17 protein-coding genes are annotated in these 14,655 nt (G+C 42.7%); 12 read left to right on the forward strand and 5 right to left on the reverse strand.

The genetic code is table 11. From position 1 onward, the window contains the following. Window positions 1-59 precede the first annotated feature (59 nt). The 4 genes from EDD70_RS04370 to EDD70_RS04385 all read left to right on the forward strand — a co-directional run bounded on the left by EDD70_RS04370 (window position 60) and on the right by EDD70_RS04385 (window position 2,652). Window positions 60-383: a cyclic-di-AMP receptor gene (locus tag EDD70_RS04370; protein ID WP_092752640.1), complete on the forward strand. Its 324-nt coding sequence runs from the start codon at window positions 60-62 to the stop codon at window positions 381-383. Between the two features lie 24 nt (window positions 384-407). Beyond that, complete coding sequence (locus EDD70_RS04375; RefSeq protein WP_162840817.1) at window positions 408-1,376, forward strand: DNA polymerase III subunit; 969 nt, start codon at window positions 408-410, stop codon at window positions 1,374-1,376. A 124-nt stretch (window positions 1,377-1,500) separates the two neighbouring features. After that, on the forward strand, window positions 1,501-2,367 hold the full coding sequence (locus EDD70_RS04380) for a PSP1 domain-containing protein (RefSeq protein ID WP_092752636.1): 867 nt from the start codon (window positions 1,501-1,503) through the stop codon (window positions 2,365-2,367). A 114-nt stretch (window positions 2,368-2,481) separates the two neighbouring features. Beyond that, window positions 2,482-2,652 (forward strand): DUF362 domain-containing protein, encoded by a 171-nt coding sequence (locus tag EDD70_RS04385; RefSeq protein WP_092752634.1) that lies wholly within the window; start codon window positions 2,482-2,484, stop codon window positions 2,650-2,652. A gap of 88 nt (window positions 2,653-2,740) precedes the next feature. Here the strand turns inward: EDD70_RS04385 and EDD70_RS04390 are convergent, their stop codons facing one another. Continuing rightward, on the reverse strand, window positions 2,741-3,265 hold the full coding sequence (locus tag EDD70_RS04390; RefSeq protein ID WP_092752632.1) for a spore maturation protein: 525 nt from the start codon (window positions 3,263-3,265) through the stop codon (window positions 2,741-2,743). 16 nt (window positions 3,266-3,281) lie between these two features. Further along, the gene (locus EDD70_RS04395) at window positions 3,282-3,908 is read right to left on the reverse strand and encodes a nucleoside recognition domain-containing protein (RefSeq protein ID WP_092752630.1); all 627 of its coding nucleotides are present in this window, start codon (window positions 3,906-3,908) and stop codon (window positions 3,282-3,284) included. Window positions 3,909-4,109: 201 nt separating this feature from the next. On the opposite strand from EDD70_RS04395, the gene EDD70_RS04400 reads away from it, so the two are divergent. After that, window positions 4,110-4,355: an AbrB/MazE/SpoVT family DNA-binding domain-containing protein gene (locus tag EDD70_RS04400; protein WP_092752628.1), complete on the forward strand. Its 246-nt coding sequence runs from the start codon at window positions 4,110-4,112 to the stop codon at window positions 4,353-4,355. Between the two features lie 67 nt (window positions 4,356-4,422). Here the strand turns inward: EDD70_RS04400 and EDD70_RS04405 are convergent, their stop codons facing one another. From EDD70_RS04405 to EDD70_RS04415, 3 genes are read right to left on the reverse strand one after another with little or no spacing between them, the layout of a single operon-like run. Beyond that, window positions 4,423-5,349, reverse strand: a complete 927-nt coding sequence (locus EDD70_RS04405; RefSeq protein ID WP_092752626.1) for a DUF975 family protein — start codon at window positions 5,347-5,349, stop codon at window positions 4,423-4,425. 15 nt (window positions 5,350-5,364) lie between these two features. Then, on the reverse strand, window positions 5,365-6,450 hold the full coding sequence (leuB, locus tag EDD70_RS04410) for a 3-isopropylmalate dehydrogenase (protein ID WP_092752624.1): 1,086 nt from the start codon (window positions 6,448-6,450) through the stop codon (window positions 5,365-5,367). 36 nt (window positions 6,451-6,486) lie between these two features. Next, window positions 6,487-7,251: a histidine phosphatase family protein gene (locus EDD70_RS04415; RefSeq protein ID WP_092752622.1), complete on the reverse strand. Its 765-nt coding sequence runs from the start codon at window positions 7,249-7,251 to the stop codon at window positions 6,487-6,489. 143 nt (window positions 7,252-7,394) lie between these two features. Between EDD70_RS04415 and EDD70_RS04420 the strand changes: the two genes are divergently transcribed. The 7 genes from EDD70_RS04420 to EDD70_RS04450 all read left to right on the forward strand — a co-directional run bounded on the left by EDD70_RS04420 (window position 7,395) and on the right by EDD70_RS04450 (window position 14,580). Further along, entirely contained in the window at window positions 7,395-8,096 is a 702-nt protein-coding gene (locus EDD70_RS04420; protein WP_092752620.1) for a helix-turn-helix domain-containing protein, read from the forward strand. Between the two features lie 190 nt (window positions 8,097-8,286). Then, on the forward strand, window positions 8,287-9,636 hold the full coding sequence (locus EDD70_RS04425) for an RNA-binding protein (RefSeq protein WP_092752618.1): 1,350 nt from the start codon (window positions 8,287-8,289) through the stop codon (window positions 9,634-9,636). A 33-nt stretch (window positions 9,637-9,669) separates the two neighbouring features. After that, window positions 9,670-10,377, forward strand: coding sequence for a response regulator transcription factor (locus EDD70_RS04430; protein WP_092752616.1), 708 nt, complete (start codon window positions 9,670-9,672; stop codon window positions 10,375-10,377). Between the two features lie 49 nt (window positions 10,378-10,426). Beyond that, window positions 10,427-11,854, forward strand: a complete 1,428-nt coding sequence (locus tag EDD70_RS04435) for a HAMP domain-containing sensor histidine kinase (RefSeq protein ID WP_341465112.1) — start codon at window positions 10,427-10,429, stop codon at window positions 11,852-11,854. A 29-nt stretch (window positions 11,855-11,883) separates the two neighbouring features. After that, window positions 11,884-12,822: a DUF1385 domain-containing protein gene (locus tag EDD70_RS04440; protein WP_092752612.1), complete on the forward strand. Its 939-nt coding sequence runs from the start codon at window positions 11,884-11,886 to the stop codon at window positions 12,820-12,822. Beyond that, on the forward strand, window positions 12,816-13,679 hold the full coding sequence (gene prmC / locus EDD70_RS04445; RefSeq protein WP_092752609.1) for a peptide chain release factor N(5)-glutamine methyltransferase: 864 nt from the start codon (window positions 12,816-12,818) through the stop codon (window positions 13,677-13,679). The genes EDD70_RS04440 and prmC overlap by 7 nt, the downstream gene beginning before the upstream one ends. Before the next feature lie 151 nt (window positions 13,680-13,830). After that, on the forward strand, window positions 13,831-14,580 hold the full coding sequence (locus EDD70_RS04450; RefSeq protein ID WP_092754543.1) for a GNAT family N-acetyltransferase: 750 nt from the start codon (window positions 13,831-13,833) through the stop codon (window positions 14,578-14,580). Window positions 14,581-14,655 lie beyond the last annotated feature (75 nt).

Below are 14,655 nucleotides of genomic sequence, written 5' to 3' on the forward strand. Positions count from 1 at the left end.
TTTAGTAATATTCATTACAATGATGTTTCAAACTATTTACATCATAAGGGGGTATTTTTATGAAACTCATTCTTGCCATTGTATCCAGCGACGACGGTGCTATTGTTTCTTCGGAACTTACCAAAGCGGGCTTTTCGGTGACAAAGCTTGCTACCACCGGCGGATTTCTTATGAGCGGGAATACCACCTTCCTCATCGGTACAGATGATGATAAGGTAGATACGGTCATGGATATTGTTGGTACTTACAGCAAAAAGCGCAAGCAAATGGTTCCATCCTCCGCATCTTACGGTGTTGGTATGTGCACCTCCTTCCCGGTTGAGGTTACTGTAGGCGGTGCCACAATCTTTGTGCTGGACGTAGAAAAGTTTGAAAAACTGTAAGTTCTTTTTAGAATGGAGAACCAATTGTTAGATTCATTTTACGGAAATAATCTTGCAAAAACAACGCTCGTCTTGGGATGGAAAGACGGGCGTTTGCCGCATGCAGTGCTTTTGGAGGGCGAGAGCGGCAGCGGTAAAAAAACATTTGCCAAAATAGTTGCAGCTGCCGCAGTATGTTCGGGTAAGGACAAGCCGTGCGGAATTTGCCGCCATTGTAAAAAAGCAGGGCAAGGGGTTCACCCCGATATTATGCTGATTGACGGGGCGCAATCATCCAAAAATGTAAATGTAGATGCCATACGTGATATTCGTGCCTCGGCAAATATAAAACCCAACGAGGCAGAGCGTAAAGTATATATTTTAGCAGATGCACAAAATATGACAGTGCAGGCACAAAATGCGCTGCTGAAAGTTTTGGAAGAACCGCCCAAAGGCGTAATGTTTATACTCACTTGCGATAATCATTCTCGCCTGCTCGAAACCATCGTTTCTCGCGTTACCATGCTGCGCATTGAAAACCCTCCCATCAGTATCTGCGCCCAAGTACTGCATACGCTAGCACCAGAACACAGTGAGCAGGAATATTTAATGGCAGCAGAGGTATTTGAAGGCAATATCGGTAAAGCGGCTGCAAGTTTTCACGACGAAGGTTTTATTAAGATAATCGAATCTTCAAAAAAAATTGCATATGCTGCAGTTCGCGGCACAGAGTACGATTTACTGGCGGAACTTGCAGAATTTGAAAACGATAAAGAAGGGTTTGCAGCATGCCTTAAACGTGTTAAAATTGTGTTTATGGATGTTATAAAGCGAAAGTACGGCGGCAAAAAAACGCCGCTTGGTCAATGTGAACTGGATAATTATATCTCTGCATTGCAGTGCAGGCGAATTGTTGATATAATAGAGGAAATGCTACGCATGATGGAGCAAAACATGGGTTATCCGCTCGCTTCTGCGTGGCTTTGTTCTCAAATTAAAAATGCACTTCGATAAAATCAGATGGGGCAAAACCACAAGATAAATTGTAAGCACCCACCGTTCGCGGCAGAGATGTTGAAATGATATGAGGTAGGCATTTTGCTAGTTAACCGTGGGGCATACCCATAGGAGGTAACAAATGGCTGAAGTAATCGGCGTAAGATTTAAAAATGTGGGCAAGGTTTATTATTTTGACCCGGACGGGCAAAAGATGGAACTGGGCCAGCGCGTTATTGTTGAAACCGCACGCGGTATCGAATGCGGTGAGGTGGCAATGCCCAACCGTCAGGTAAGCGATACCGATATTGTAAAGCCGCTTAAAAAGGTGATTCGCGCTGCAAACGAAGAAGACCTTGCGCAAGTGGAAAGAAACAAACAACGCGAAAAGCAGGCTTTTTCTATTTGTGAAAATAAAATTGCCGTTCACAAACTGGATATGAAACTGGTAGATGTGGAATACACATTTGATAATAATAAAATACTATTTTACTTTACTGCAGACGGTAGAGTGGATTTTAGGGACTTAGTAAAAGATTTGGCATCGGTATTCCGTACCCGTATTGAATTGCGCCAAATTGGTGTACGTGACGAAGCAAAAATGCTGGGTGGTCTCGGCATTTGCGGCAAACCGTTTTGCTGCTCCACTTTTTTGGGGGAGTTTCAACCTGTATCCATAAAAATGGCAAAGGAGCAAGGCTTATCATTAAACCCCACTAAGATTTCGGGCACTTGCGGCAGGCTAATGTGTTGCTTAAAATATGAGCAAGAGGCATATGAAGACCTGCTGCGCCGTACACCAAAACAAGGCGCGTTTGTCAGCACACCCGATGGACGAGGTACGGTGGTAGAAGTGAATCTGCTTACCGGTATGCTCAAGGTGAAGATAGAAAAATCGGACGGTGCTGCCCGCCTCTATAATAAAGATCAAGTCAAAATCATTCGTGACGCACAAATTCGAGTAGATCATGATGAAGCCGCTGCGCTTAAAGATTTGGAAGATAAGTAGTGTTTGCGCTTTGATTAATTTGTAGTTTTTTGTAGAATAATTGTGCAAATAAGGTTGCAAAATTTATGATCTGTGGTACAATGAATTTGAAACTTTTATGGAGGTGTAACAATTATGGCATATGTAATTAGTGACGAGTGTCTCAACTGTGGTGCATGCGAGGCTGAGTGCCCCGTTTCTGCTATTTCTGCTGGCGATGGCAAATATGTTATCGACGCTGATACTTGCATCAGCTGTGGCGCTTGCGAAGGTGTTTGCCCCGTTGGAGCTCCCAAAGAGGCATAGTCGCCCTAGATGAATGCTTAAAAAGACACGCAACTGTTGTTGTGTGTCTTTTTTGCGGGCATTTTATAGTACAAATTTTAATGTGTTTTTAACGGTAAAAGAGCAGCTGTACTGTAATGGCACTCATCATAAAACCAACGAAATCTCCTGTTAAGGCTGAAGGTAAAGTATGGCGAGTTTTGCTCACTTTTGTAGCTCCGTAGTATACAGCTATGGTGTAAAACGTTGTTTCGGTTGACCCCTGCATGACACTTGCAACACGTCCAATAATAGAATCAGGACCGTGACTGTTTAAAATGTCTTGAAAAATTGCCATGGCACCGCTACCTGAAATGGGGCGAAGGATGGCAAGGGGAATTACTTCACGGGGTAAATGCAGCAAAGATGCCAACGGTGAAAGAAAGTAGGTCATCACATCCAATGCTCCCGATGCCTTAAACATGCCTACTGCAGTCATTAATGCCACGAGAGCCGGCATAATGCGGAATGAAGTCATTAACCCTTCTTTTGCGCCATCTAAAAAGCTTCCAAAAACATCTACGTTGCGGTACAAGCCGTATAATAATATACCGCTCATAACAACTGGTATAATATAATCCGAGAAACTTTTCATGTTAATATCCTTTCTATCATTTGGTTGAGGATAAATTTGGTGCACGTGAAGTGACAGAGCTCTGCAATTTTTTGTTGCGCCTTAAAAGCCTGGACATTACTAAAACAGAAACCACCGAAATGATTGAGGTAACCCATACCGCAGGCAGAATATCAAATGGCGAGGCTGCACCTGCTTGAAGGCGCAATGCTGCGGTCGTGGTAGGTATAATCTGTAAAGATGCCGTATTCAAAACAACAAATGTGACCATATAGTCGCTTGCCACAGCAGGGGTGCGGTTAAGCGCCTCCAGCTCTCGCATAGCGGCTACGCCAAGCGGGGTTGCTGCATTGCCAAGGCCCAACATGTTAGCTGCCATATTCATTGAAATTGCTTTTGCGGCACTGCTTTTGGGGTCAAGACCTTTGAAGAGAAGACGTAATATGGGTGAGAATAAACGGCTGAATTTTTCGGTTAATCCTGATTTTTCGGCTACGTTCATCAATCCGCTCCATAGGCTCATAATTCCTGCAAGACTGATCACTAATGCAATTGCTTTTCCGCCTTCATTTAATGCAGCAGAGGAAACTTGTGTTATTCTTCCATTCATTGCACCTAATACCACAGAAAGCAAAATCATACCGCTAAAAATCCATGTCATCATGTAAAACTCCTCCAAAATTGTGTTTTTTAACCATCAATCTTATGATTGAAAATGAAATATTATGAACATTTTGTAAATTATACAGAAAATGGATGAAATAGTACAAAAATACACGTGCTAGTATTTGACATGTTTTCAAGTTTACGATATATTTATATTACGGGTTTATTCGACAGGAGAATTAGTTAAGGGGATGAAAAAATGGTAAAATCTACAGGAATTGTTAGGAAGGTAGACGAACTAGGTCGCATAGTGTTACCAAAAGAATTGAGGAACACTTTGGACATCAGAGAGAAGGACTCTCTAGAAATTTATGTTGATGGGGATCAAATCATTCTGAAAAAGTATGCGCCTGCGTGTATCTTCTGTAACAATGCAAGTGACATTACGATCTATAAGGGGAAGAATATCTGTCAAGAATGTCTGGACAGCATGAAGTCGCTGTAATTTCATATGCAAACAAAAAAGAGATGGGCACAACGTGCCCATCTCTTTTAACTTCTGTAAATTGTTTCTATTTATCGTGTGTATCGTTCTGTTCAAAAGCAGTTGATTTTTCAATTTCGCCGGTTACGTTATTGTGCAAATCAAAGCGCACCGTCTCGTCTTCCGGTTCGTGCAGTTTGCCTCGTTCAATTAAATATTTTGCATAAAGTGCATTCGCGGCACTATAGTAAGGTACCACGTAAAGCAACGGCAGCACAAGCAGAGACAATATCCCCCAAAGAATAAATGAAAGCTGCAGCATAAAAATATTGCCTTTATTGTGTTTGGTATAACGTATTGAGGTTTTAATTGCAGCTTTTACAGTTAGTTCCGGGTTCTCAGCAATCAGGTAAGCCGAGAGAAAGTAACGGTTGGTAAAAATAACAAAGAATACCTGTGCAATCAATGCCAAAAGCAACCCCAACATAAAAAGCATAATACCGCCTAGCCGCATAATATCGGTAGGCTGCGTATTGTAAAGCATTAAAACAGCAGTACCCGTAATGATACCGGGGATGATAGAAAAAGGTATTGCCCACAATAGCCTGCGTATTATCAAATTGATATCGTGCCAAATCACTTTGAAGAATAATCTGCAGCATGAAAAAAACGAAAATATGGATACCACATCATCTGATTCGCCACCCACAAGATGATAGTACCATTGTTTTACGCCGAATGTCAGCGGTGAATTGACAATTAGGCTGAGCAGTGTGAAAATTGCTGCAACAATGATTGAAAGTTGCGATAAATTCACTACATCATCAAAATAAAAACTAGGTGTTTTCAAAACATCTTGAAAATCGGGGATATTAAGCAGTAGTGAAATGAGACCCTGCAGCAAGCTGAAGATTACATAGATGGTAAGGCAAACAAAAAAAATACAGATTGCTTTTCCCCAGTTGCCGCCCAAAGCACGGCGGGCATTTTGTTTGATTTGTGTTCTAAGTTTCATAGCAGATTGCCTCGTTTATTTTAATATTTCCGCAACACGTTCAGCAATAAAACTTCCGATTTCGGCGGTGGTTTTTGCCGGATAGGCGGTGTCGGCCAAATCAGGGGTTCTGCCAAAGAATAAACTGTCTTCTACGGCTTGTTCTATTGACAGCGCCTCATTTTCTAGGTGAAAAGAGTAACGCAGCATCATTGCAACCGAAAGGATGGTGGCTAACGGGTTTGCAATGCCTTTCCCCGCGATATCCGGTGCAGAGCCGTGGATAGGCTCGTAAAGCCCTAATGTGCCGTGCCCTGTGCTTGCCGAGGGCAGTATACCGATAGAGCCTGCGAGCATCGATGCTTCATCTGAGAGGATATCACCGAACATATTTTCGGTCAGCAGTACATCAAACTGTGATGGATTGCGCATCAGCTGCATGGCGGCGTTGTCTACATACATGTAACACAGCTCCACATTCGGGTAGTCTGCCGCTACTCGATCGACCACACGTCTCCATAACTTAGAAGATTCCAACACGTTTGCCTTATCAACGCAGGTAACCTTGTGTCTGCGCTTGCAGGCAGCCTCAAATGCAACTTTTGCAATGCGCTCTACCTCATATTCGCTGTACATCATTACATCGTAGGCAGATGGTTCACCGTCTATCTCGGTGACGCCCTTTTCACCAAAGTAAATGCCTCCCGTCAGTTCACGTACTACCAAAATGTCCATTCCGTTTTCGATGATTTTATTTTTAAGAGGAGAAACTTCTTTTAAAATCGGAAATACTTTTGTTGGGCGCAGATTTGCGAACAAACCCAATTTGGTGCGGATAGCCAGCAACCCCGCCTCGGGCCGTAAATTGGACGGTAAACTGTCGTATTGCGGGCCGCCTACAGCACCCAGCAGAACTGCACCCGCTGCTCGGCACTTTTCTACTGTTGCCGGTGAAAGGGGGATACCTTCTGCATCAACGGCGCACCCGCCAATCAAACCTTCTGTGAGCTGCAGTTCATAATTTTTCGCATTACAAACAGACTTTAGTACCTTTACTGCCTCTGCCGTAATTTCGGGGCCTACTCCATCACCTGCCAAAATACAAACCTTTAATGTATTCATATTTTTAAATCTCCTTTTTCATTCTTTAATAGGCGATTATTGTCGGGGCGTAACCATCGTTGCGTTTTCGTCTTCTTTCTCATCCGCATAATCATACAAGTAGTGGTCATCGGCAAAACCACCCTCGTTCCACTCACGTAACTGTTCCTGATATGCCTCCAGCCCTAGCCGTTGGAAAGCCTGGTAACGGTAAGGAATGGGCTCATATACTTCGAATCCTTCATCGCGCATCCACATTTGGGGGGTCATTAAAATTGTAAATCCGGTGCCGTTGGGTACAATCCAGTCATAAGGTTTTTCTCGTTTGGGGTAAGCATATTTTGCCATCAGGGTCATAATCACACCGCCATGTGTAATTACGCCGACCGAGGTCAATTTGTTTTTCATCATGTTCTCAAACACATATTCCAAAGCATCGCTTATGCGCTGTTCCAAATCGGTACTGCTTTCTCCGCCGGGCGGCGGGGTTTTCATTCCCGAGTCAATCCAGGCATTAAAGGCAGGGTCTGTTTTGAGCTCTGAAATCGCTTTTCCCTCAAACGCTCCAAAATCATATTCTGTAAAATTCTGAACAATTTCAGTAAAACTGTCGGGATAAATGATCTCGGCAGTTTCTCGGCAGCGTGTTAGCGGGCTTACATAAAGTTTTTGAATATCGGGGTAACCGCAATTTTCTTTTAAATCAAGCAACTTTTTTCGTCCATCGTCACATAAAGGGGTATCGGTGCGACCAACATACAAGCCCTTGAGGTTTCCCTCGGTAATTCCATGGCGGATGAAATGGATTTTATAAGTAATCACCTAAATTCTCCTTTTAAAAACATATTTTTTAACTCAGAATGTCGAATAATTTCGATTACAGTCTTTACAATTGGTATCATTATATATTATAATTTACTTTACGTAGAGAATTGATTGAGAAGCATTGCGGGGGTAGTGTAATTATGAATGCGGATTTTCCCAGAATTTTAACGCTTTTGCGAAAGGAAAAGGGAATAAGCCAAAAAGAAGCTGCTTGTGAATTAGGAATTTCACAAGCTTTGTTGTCGCACTATGAAAAAGGAATTCGCGAATGCGGGCTGGACTTTCTGGTTCGTACAGCCGATTTCTATCATGTGTCGTGCGACTACCTGCTTGGCAGATCGCCGGATAGAGCCGGTGCAACACTGACGGTGGATGATATTCCTGAACCCGATACCGTAGCAGGGAAAGAAAACACATTCAAAGGCAGTATTTTGCCGGTGCTTAACAAAAAACTAATTGCGAACTCGCTCAATGTTTTGTTTGACCTTTTGCAGCGAGTGGGCAGTAAATCACTTACAAATGAAATATCATCTTTTTTAATGCTTGGTGTTTACAGAATGTTCCGAATTATTTATTCTATAAATCCAAAAAATCAAGATGCACTGTTTACTGTGCCCCACCGGCTGTCCGATAATTATGCATCGGCTATGATGCAGATGTGCAGTGCAAATGCCCAAACACTTGCAAGCGGTATGCCGTTGGAAGGACAGGAGCCTGTAAAAAATGTGGATAATGCTTTGCTTACAACCGAAAGCATTACAGAGCAATATCCTATGTGTGCCTCCTCACTGTTTAACCTTGTGCAGAACAGCGAAATAAAAATTGGATATGATAAGAAATAGCATGCATTATTGTACCATTTTATGGTGTAAAAATAAAGCATGTATCAATGAATTCATCCTTTGCACACAAAAATATATAAATTGTTCAAATTTCTGTGATAAAGTGGAACATAACAATGTTCCACTTTATTTTATTGTGTGGATATAGTATAATAAAATGCAGTTGTATTTTAGGTAAGGGGGCGGCATCTTGCGTGCTATAAAAATTTTAATAATGCTTGTTATGTTTATCTGTGCGCTTTTGCTCTCCTCTTGTTCTCATATGGAGTTCAACGCAGAAAATTTGATGATTCCGCCTACACTTACCGCTGAGCAGAATAAGATTCGTGACGCACTGTTTGATGCACTTGGAACGAGCAATGTAAAATTTAAGTATCCCAAATCGGGCAAATACCGCTCTGCGTTTGTACTGTATGATATGGATGGAGACGGTAAAGACGAAGCAATGGTGTTTTACGACCCGCAGTTGGGCGACAGCAATGTGCGTGTTAACATTTTGAACCAAACAGATACGGGTTGGGTTTCAACCTATGATATCGGCGGAAAAGGCAGCAATATTGAGAGTATTGATTTTTGTAAAATGACGTCTGTCGACACAGAAGATATTGTGATTGCATGGAATCAACCCGGCAACAAAGATAAAACAATCACGGTATTTGCGTATCAGGATGAGCAGCTTGTACAGCAATCATCCGAATGGGGCTATAACGAAAAACTGCTGTACGACTTTAATAAAGACGGCATGATAGAACTGCTGTTGCTTCGCAGTAATCTTGTATCAGGCGAAGCATCGGCGCGCTTGGTTTCTTACAGCAACGATGAACTGAAAAGCAGCTCCTCCATTCCGCTAAACAGCAGCATTTCCAGTTTTGAAAGGGTACAAATTGGTATGCTCGACGGCATTACCGAAGCAGTTTTTATCGATTCGCTACTCGAATCGGGCGATTACATTACGGATATTTTAAAATGTGAATTTAACAGCGGCCGCAGTAAGATGCTGAATGTTTTAGAGCAGCTGCCGATTGATAAACAAATTAGTACACAGCGCAAACTAAAAGTTTATTGTGAAGATATTAACCAAGACGGCAAAATTGAAGTGCCGTATATGCCTGCTTCATCTTATTTGCCCGGCTACGATGACAGTATGGACGGCGATAAAATGTACTCGGTGCAGTATGTTGGTTGGAGCGGTACAGATTTTAAACCGCTTTGGTATGGTGTGATTAATGTTGATGCCGGTTACCGTTTTGAGTACCCTGAAGAATGGGTTGATATTGTAACAGTAAAACGACAGATGGCAACCGATGAATGGAGTTTTATTGTGTATGACCAGTCTTTGGATAACGATTTTCAGCAATTACTTCGTTTGCGTACCAACAATAAAAGCCAGATGAAGGATAAATTTGAAACCGAAAACTACAGGATTTTGGGTGAGCGCGGCATTTATGAATATCTTGCAATCATTCCGTCCGATTTGGAGGATAAAAACTTGCAGATATCTTACGAAGAAGTTTCAAAGCGCTTCACCATTCTTCCGTAATAAAATCATCGATTAAGAAAAGAGGTTAGATGAATGAAACGAATCTTGGTAGTAGAAGATGAAGATGCAATCCGCGATTTTGTGGTAATCAATTTAAAAAGGGCAGGCTACGAGGTTGTAGATGCTGCAAACGGTGAAGACGGGCTTCGCATTTTTGAAGAAAACGACGGCAACTTTGATGTTGCTTTGCTAGACATTATGATGCCGGGAATAGACGGGTTTGCCGTATGTAAAAAAATCCGTGCGCAAAGCAGTTCCATCGGTATTATTATGCTTTCGGCAAAAACACAGGAGATGGACAAGGTAAATGGGTTGATGATTGGTGCGGATGATTATGTGACCAAACCGTTCTCTCCGTCAGAACTGGTTGCGCGCGTTGATGCGATTCATCGCCGTGTTACCATGGCGGCTCAGCAGAAAGAGCAACCCGATGAGATTGTATCCGGCCCGTTTACGCTAAACCTGAAAAGCCGTATGCTTTACAAAAACGGACAAGTCATCGATTTAACGCAGGTGGAATATCAGATTATGGAGTTTTTCTTGAACAACCAAAATGTGGCTTTGGAACGTTCCGATATCCTCAGTAAAGTTTGGGGAGAAAACTACTTTGGCGATATTAAAATTGTTGACGTCAACATTCGCAGGCTGCGGATGAAAATTGAGGATGAGCCTTCTGCACCGCAATTTTTGCTGACTGTTTGGGGCTTTGGATATAAATGGACGGCGGGCATGCCGGCATAAGTACAGGTGAACCCTGCATGTTTTGAGGGAGGAGGGGAACGCTGTGGCGATGAAACGGATTACTAAGCGATGGCTGCTGAACAGCTTCGGCGTGATCCTCATCATCCTGCTTGCAATCGAGATCGCAGCTGCGGTGGGTATCCGAGGGTTTTATTACAACAGTGTCAGTTCGGCAATCAAGTCTCGGGCATCGGTGATGTCGGGTTCTTTGGTACGTTATTCCGAGGATATCACAGTCGATTATCAGGCAGAAGTACGCAACCTAGTTGAGAATTTTGAGGATAAGGAAAAGATGGAGCTGATGGCAATCGATGGTGCCGGCAACGTTATCCTTACTTCCAGCGGATTTGAACCCAAAAGTAAAATCGATATGCCCGACTATGAGGATGCAAAGGCAAAAGCAAGCTCTGCAACCTTTACGGGCGCTGCTGCTCCGGGCGAATTCATCGGTAAATTGGGCAGCGAAAAGGTAATGGCTATCACGATGATTTCACCTGTGAAAGACAGCGAGTTTGCGGCGTTGCGCTTTGTGGTATCGCTTAGCAAGGTAGATAAGCAGATTTATGAAATGATTGGCATCATCACATTGGTAGTGGTGGGGATTATTTGTTTTGTTGGGTTTTCCAGTTCCTATTTTATCAATTCAATCGTAATTCCGGTTGGCGATATTGGTAAAACAGCCAAAAAAATTGCTCAAGGCGATTTTGAAACGAGGCTGGAAAAGAAAAACGATGACGAAATAGGCGATTTATGCGAAGTTATCAACTATATGGCAAGTGAACTTGCTGCTTCAGAAAAAATGAAGAACGACTTTATTTCGTCGGTGTCGCACGAGCTTCGCACCCCGCTTACGGCAATCAAAGGCTGGGGTGAAACACTTATGGATAGCAGCGATAAAGATACCATCGAAAAAGGTATGCGGGTTATTTTAAAAGAGACCGACCGTTTATCCACTATGGTGGAAGAGCTGCTTGATTTTAGCAGAATGCAAAGTGGCAGGCTCACGCTTATGCTGGATAGAATTGATATTATTGCTGAACTTGGCGAGGCATATCTGATGTTTACACAGCGTGCAATGCGAGAGGGTATGACCATTACTTACGATGAGCCGGAAGATTTTATTCCCGTATTGGGCGATAAAAACAGGCTTCGGCAAGTATTTATCAATATTATTGATAATGCCATTAAATATTCAGACAGCGGGGATGTTATTGCCATTAAGGTGTACAAAGACGGTGCTATGGTGCATATCATCATTTCAGATACCGGCTGTGGCATCAAAGCACAGGATCTCCCGATGGTAAAAAGCAAGTTTTATAAAGGCAACTCTACGCGCCGTGGTTCAGGTATAGGGCTTGCGGTGGCGGATGAAATAATAAAAATGCACTCCGGTACGCTTGAGTTAATCAGTGAGGAGGGTATGGGTACGACGGTGGAAATTTCGCTGCCCATCGCCGCAAAGAAAACTGAAGAATGATACAGCGAAAATAGGAAGGGGATCATCGAATGGATGAAAAAAAGGCTTGCAGCCATAAAACCAGCATTGGTGGGCAGGCAGTGATTGAAGGTATTATGATGCGCGGACCTGCAGTTTCTGCAATGGCAACCAGAATGCCGGACGGCAGCATTGATACCGAGATATGGAATAACAAAGGCACCAATGCCTGGTATAAAAAAACACCGTTACTACGCGGAGCATTTAATTTAATCGATTCACTATCGCTTGGATACAAATGTTTAATGAAATCTGCCGAAAAAAGCGGTATGGATTTGGAAGAAGAACCCACAAAATTTGAAAAGTGGCTGATTGCGAAATTCGGCGATGGTATGATGAAGGTGATTTCGGGTTTTGCATTGGTAGCGGGTGTGGCACTTGCTATGCTGTTATTTATGGTGATTCCTACTTATTCTATTAAATTCTTGGATATGGTACTCCCGCTTGGGGGGTATAAAACTCTGTTAGAGGGTTTACTTAAGATAGCTATTTTTGTGGTATATTTAGCGTTGGTATCTAAAATGCCCGATATTCGCCGTGTGTTTGAATACCATGGTGCCGAGCATAAAACCATCGCTTGCTATGAGGCGGGAGAAGAACTTACCGTAGAGAATGTGCGTAAATACAAGCGTTTTCATCCTCGCTGCGGCACCAGTTTTATCCTCATTGTATTAATCATCAGTATTATTGTGTTTTCGGTTTTGCCGTGGTATAACGGGCTGCTGCGCATCTTTATTAAGCTGTTGCTGCTGCCGGTTGTAGTTGGCATTGCCTATGAGATTATTAAACTGGCAGGGCGGTACGATAACCCCCTTACCAGAATTGTTTCTGCGCCCGGTCTTTGGCTGCAACGCCTCACCACCAACGAACCTCACGACGATCAGATTGAGGTTGCAATCGAGTCGATGAAGCCGGTTCTTCCCGTAGTTGAGGGCGAGGACAAATGGTAAATCTGCAAAAATACAAGGCGAAATGGCTGCAAAATTTAGAGAAGGCAGGGGTATTTGCTCCTGCCTTTGAGCTTTGCGAGATCATTCAGCACGCAGCAGGTATCGACCGAGCTCATCAGCTTGCAGGTGATGCTGTGCTTACCGATAAACAGATAGATGCCGTAGAAGAACTGTTGGCATTACGCTGTAAGGGAACACCTCTGCAATATATTTTGGGTAAATGGGAGTTTTACGGGCTTGATTTTTTTGTGGGTGAGGGCGTACTTATTCCGCGTGCAGATACAGAGACCTTGGTGGAATTGGGACTAAAATTGATGAAAAACGTACCCGCCCCCCATATTGCTGATTTGTGCAGCGGCAGCGGATGTGTTGCGATTGCTCTGGCAAAGAGCCTGCCGTTGTCACAGGTAGCGGCTGTCGAACTGTCAGATGCCGCGTATGGTTATCTCACGCGTAACATCAAGTTAAATGAAGCGCATAACGTAAAATCTTTACAGCTGGACGTTTTGGCACAGAGCAGTCCCTCCATACTTACAAAAAAGAATACTGCAAAGTTTGATTTAATTATTTCTAATCCGCCGTACATTCGCACATCTGATTTAAAAGAGTTACAACGTGAGGTACAAAAAGAGCCTGTGATGGCGTTAGACGGCACAGCAGACGGTTTGCATTTTTACCGTGAAATAACACGGCTTTATAAAAACTGCCTTAAAAAAGGCGGCTGGCTTGCCTATGAAGTAGGGGACGACCAAAGCACCGATGTACAGAACATTTTAGAACAAAATGGTTTTGCCAACATCACTGTGCAAAACGATTTGGGCGGATTTGAGCGAGTAGTTGCGGGCAGGCGCAAATAACAGGCGCCATTGGGAGAGATGTCCACATCACTGCCTATGTTGAATTATACGATAGTGTTGTACTGACACTGTCAAGATTTTTTATATAATCCTACTAACAGATAAACCAAATGTGAATTTGGAGCGATTGTGAGGTGGCAAAATGGAAAATTTGAATACTGATTTTGTAAACTTAACAACAGAAAACCTTGTCAATGAGCATTTATGCTGTATTATACGCAGTAAAAAGCCTCATCAAGGTGTTGAGGCGAAGCGCCAATGGCTTTCTGACCGACTAAATGAAGGTCATGTCTTTCGGAAGTTAAATGCAAAGGCTACAGTCTTTATTGAATATGCTCCCCTTGAAACAGCTTGGGTTCCCATTATTGGTGACAACTATTATTATGTGTATTGCTTATGGGTTTCTGGTAGTTACAAAGGAAAAGGGTATGGAAAAGCGCTAATGGAGTATTGTTTGGCTGATGCCAAAGAAAAGGGTAAATCTGGAATTTGTATGCTTGGAGCCAAAAAGCAGAAATCTTTTCTTTCTGATCAATCATTTGCGAAGGGGTTTGGCTTTCAGGTCGTTGATACTACCGATAATGGATATGAATTACTTGCACTTTCTTTTGACGGAACAACGCCAAAGTTCGCACAAAACGTTAAAGCCCAAGAAATTGAAAGCAAAGATCTAACAATTTATTACGATATGCAATGCCCCTTTGTCTATCAAAGCATCGAGATGATAAAACAGTATTGCGAAACGAATGACGTTCCTGTATCATTGATTCAAGTGGATACGCTACAAAAAGCAAAGGAATTGCCTTGTGTTTTCAATAACTGGGGTGTGTTTTATAAAGGGAATTTTGAGACAGTGAATTTATTAGATGTCGCCTACTTAAAGAGAATACTCAAAAAATGAAAATATAATTTCGGCTTTTTCCCGTTGATTATTAGGACTGCATTTTAAACAGTAGATTGCATGCTTTTTCTCCAT

Origin of the sequence: Hydrogenoanaerobacterium saccharovorans (assembly GCF_003814745.1) — a bacterium.
In the GTDB taxonomy this organism is placed as follows: domain Bacteria; phylum Bacillota; class Clostridia; order Oscillospirales; family Ruminococcaceae; genus Hydrogenoanaerobacterium; species Hydrogenoanaerobacterium saccharovorans.

What these genes read in the sequence shown, in the direction of transcription:
- prmC (WP_092752609.1), top strand. Translation starts at nt 12,816, where the DNA reads ATGGTAAATCTGCAAAAATACAAGGCGAAATGGCTGCAAAATTTAGAG.
- EDD70_RS04380 (WP_092752636.1), top strand. Translation starts at nt 1,501, where the DNA reads ATGGCTGAAGTAATCGGCGTAAGATTTAAAAATGTGGGCAAGGTTTAT.
- EDD70_RS04370 (WP_092752640.1), top strand. Translation starts at nt 60, where the DNA reads ATGAAACTCATTCTTGCCATTGTATCCAGCGACGACGGTGCTATTGTT.
- EDD70_RS04390 (WP_092752632.1), bottom strand. Translation starts at nt 3,265, where the DNA reads ATGAAAAGTTTCTCGGATTATATTATACCAGTTGTTATGAGCGGTATA.
- leuB (WP_092752624.1), bottom strand. Translation starts at nt 6,450, where the DNA reads ATGAATACATTAAAGGTTTGTATTTTGGCAGGTGATGGAGTAGGCCCC.
- EDD70_RS04440 (WP_092752612.1), top strand. Translation starts at nt 11,884, where the DNA reads ATGGATGAAAAAAAGGCTTGCAGCCATAAAACCAGCATTGGTGGGCAG.
- EDD70_RS04395 (WP_092752630.1), bottom strand. Translation starts at nt 3,908, where the DNA reads ATGATGACATGGATTTTTAGCGGTATGATTTTGCTTTCTGTGGTATTA.
- EDD70_RS04385 (WP_092752634.1), top strand. Translation starts at nt 2,482, where the DNA reads ATGGCATATGTAATTAGTGACGAGTGTCTCAACTGTGGTGCATGCGAG.
- EDD70_RS04405 (WP_092752626.1), bottom strand. Translation starts at nt 5,349, where the DNA reads ATGAAACTTAGAACACAAATCAAACAAAATGCCCGCCGTGCTTTGGGC.
- EDD70_RS04420 (WP_092752620.1), top strand. Translation starts at nt 7,395, where the DNA reads ATGAATGCGGATTTTCCCAGAATTTTAACGCTTTTGCGAAAGGAAAAG.
- EDD70_RS04435 (WP_341465112.1), top strand. Translation starts at nt 10,427, where the DNA reads ATGAAACGGATTACTAAGCGATGGCTGCTGAACAGCTTCGGCGTGATC.
- EDD70_RS04430 (WP_092752616.1), top strand. Translation starts at nt 9,670, where the DNA reads ATGAAACGAATCTTGGTAGTAGAAGATGAAGATGCAATCCGCGATTTT.
- EDD70_RS04400 (WP_092752628.1), top strand. Translation starts at nt 4,110, where the DNA reads ATGGTAAAATCTACAGGAATTGTTAGGAAGGTAGACGAACTAGGTCGC.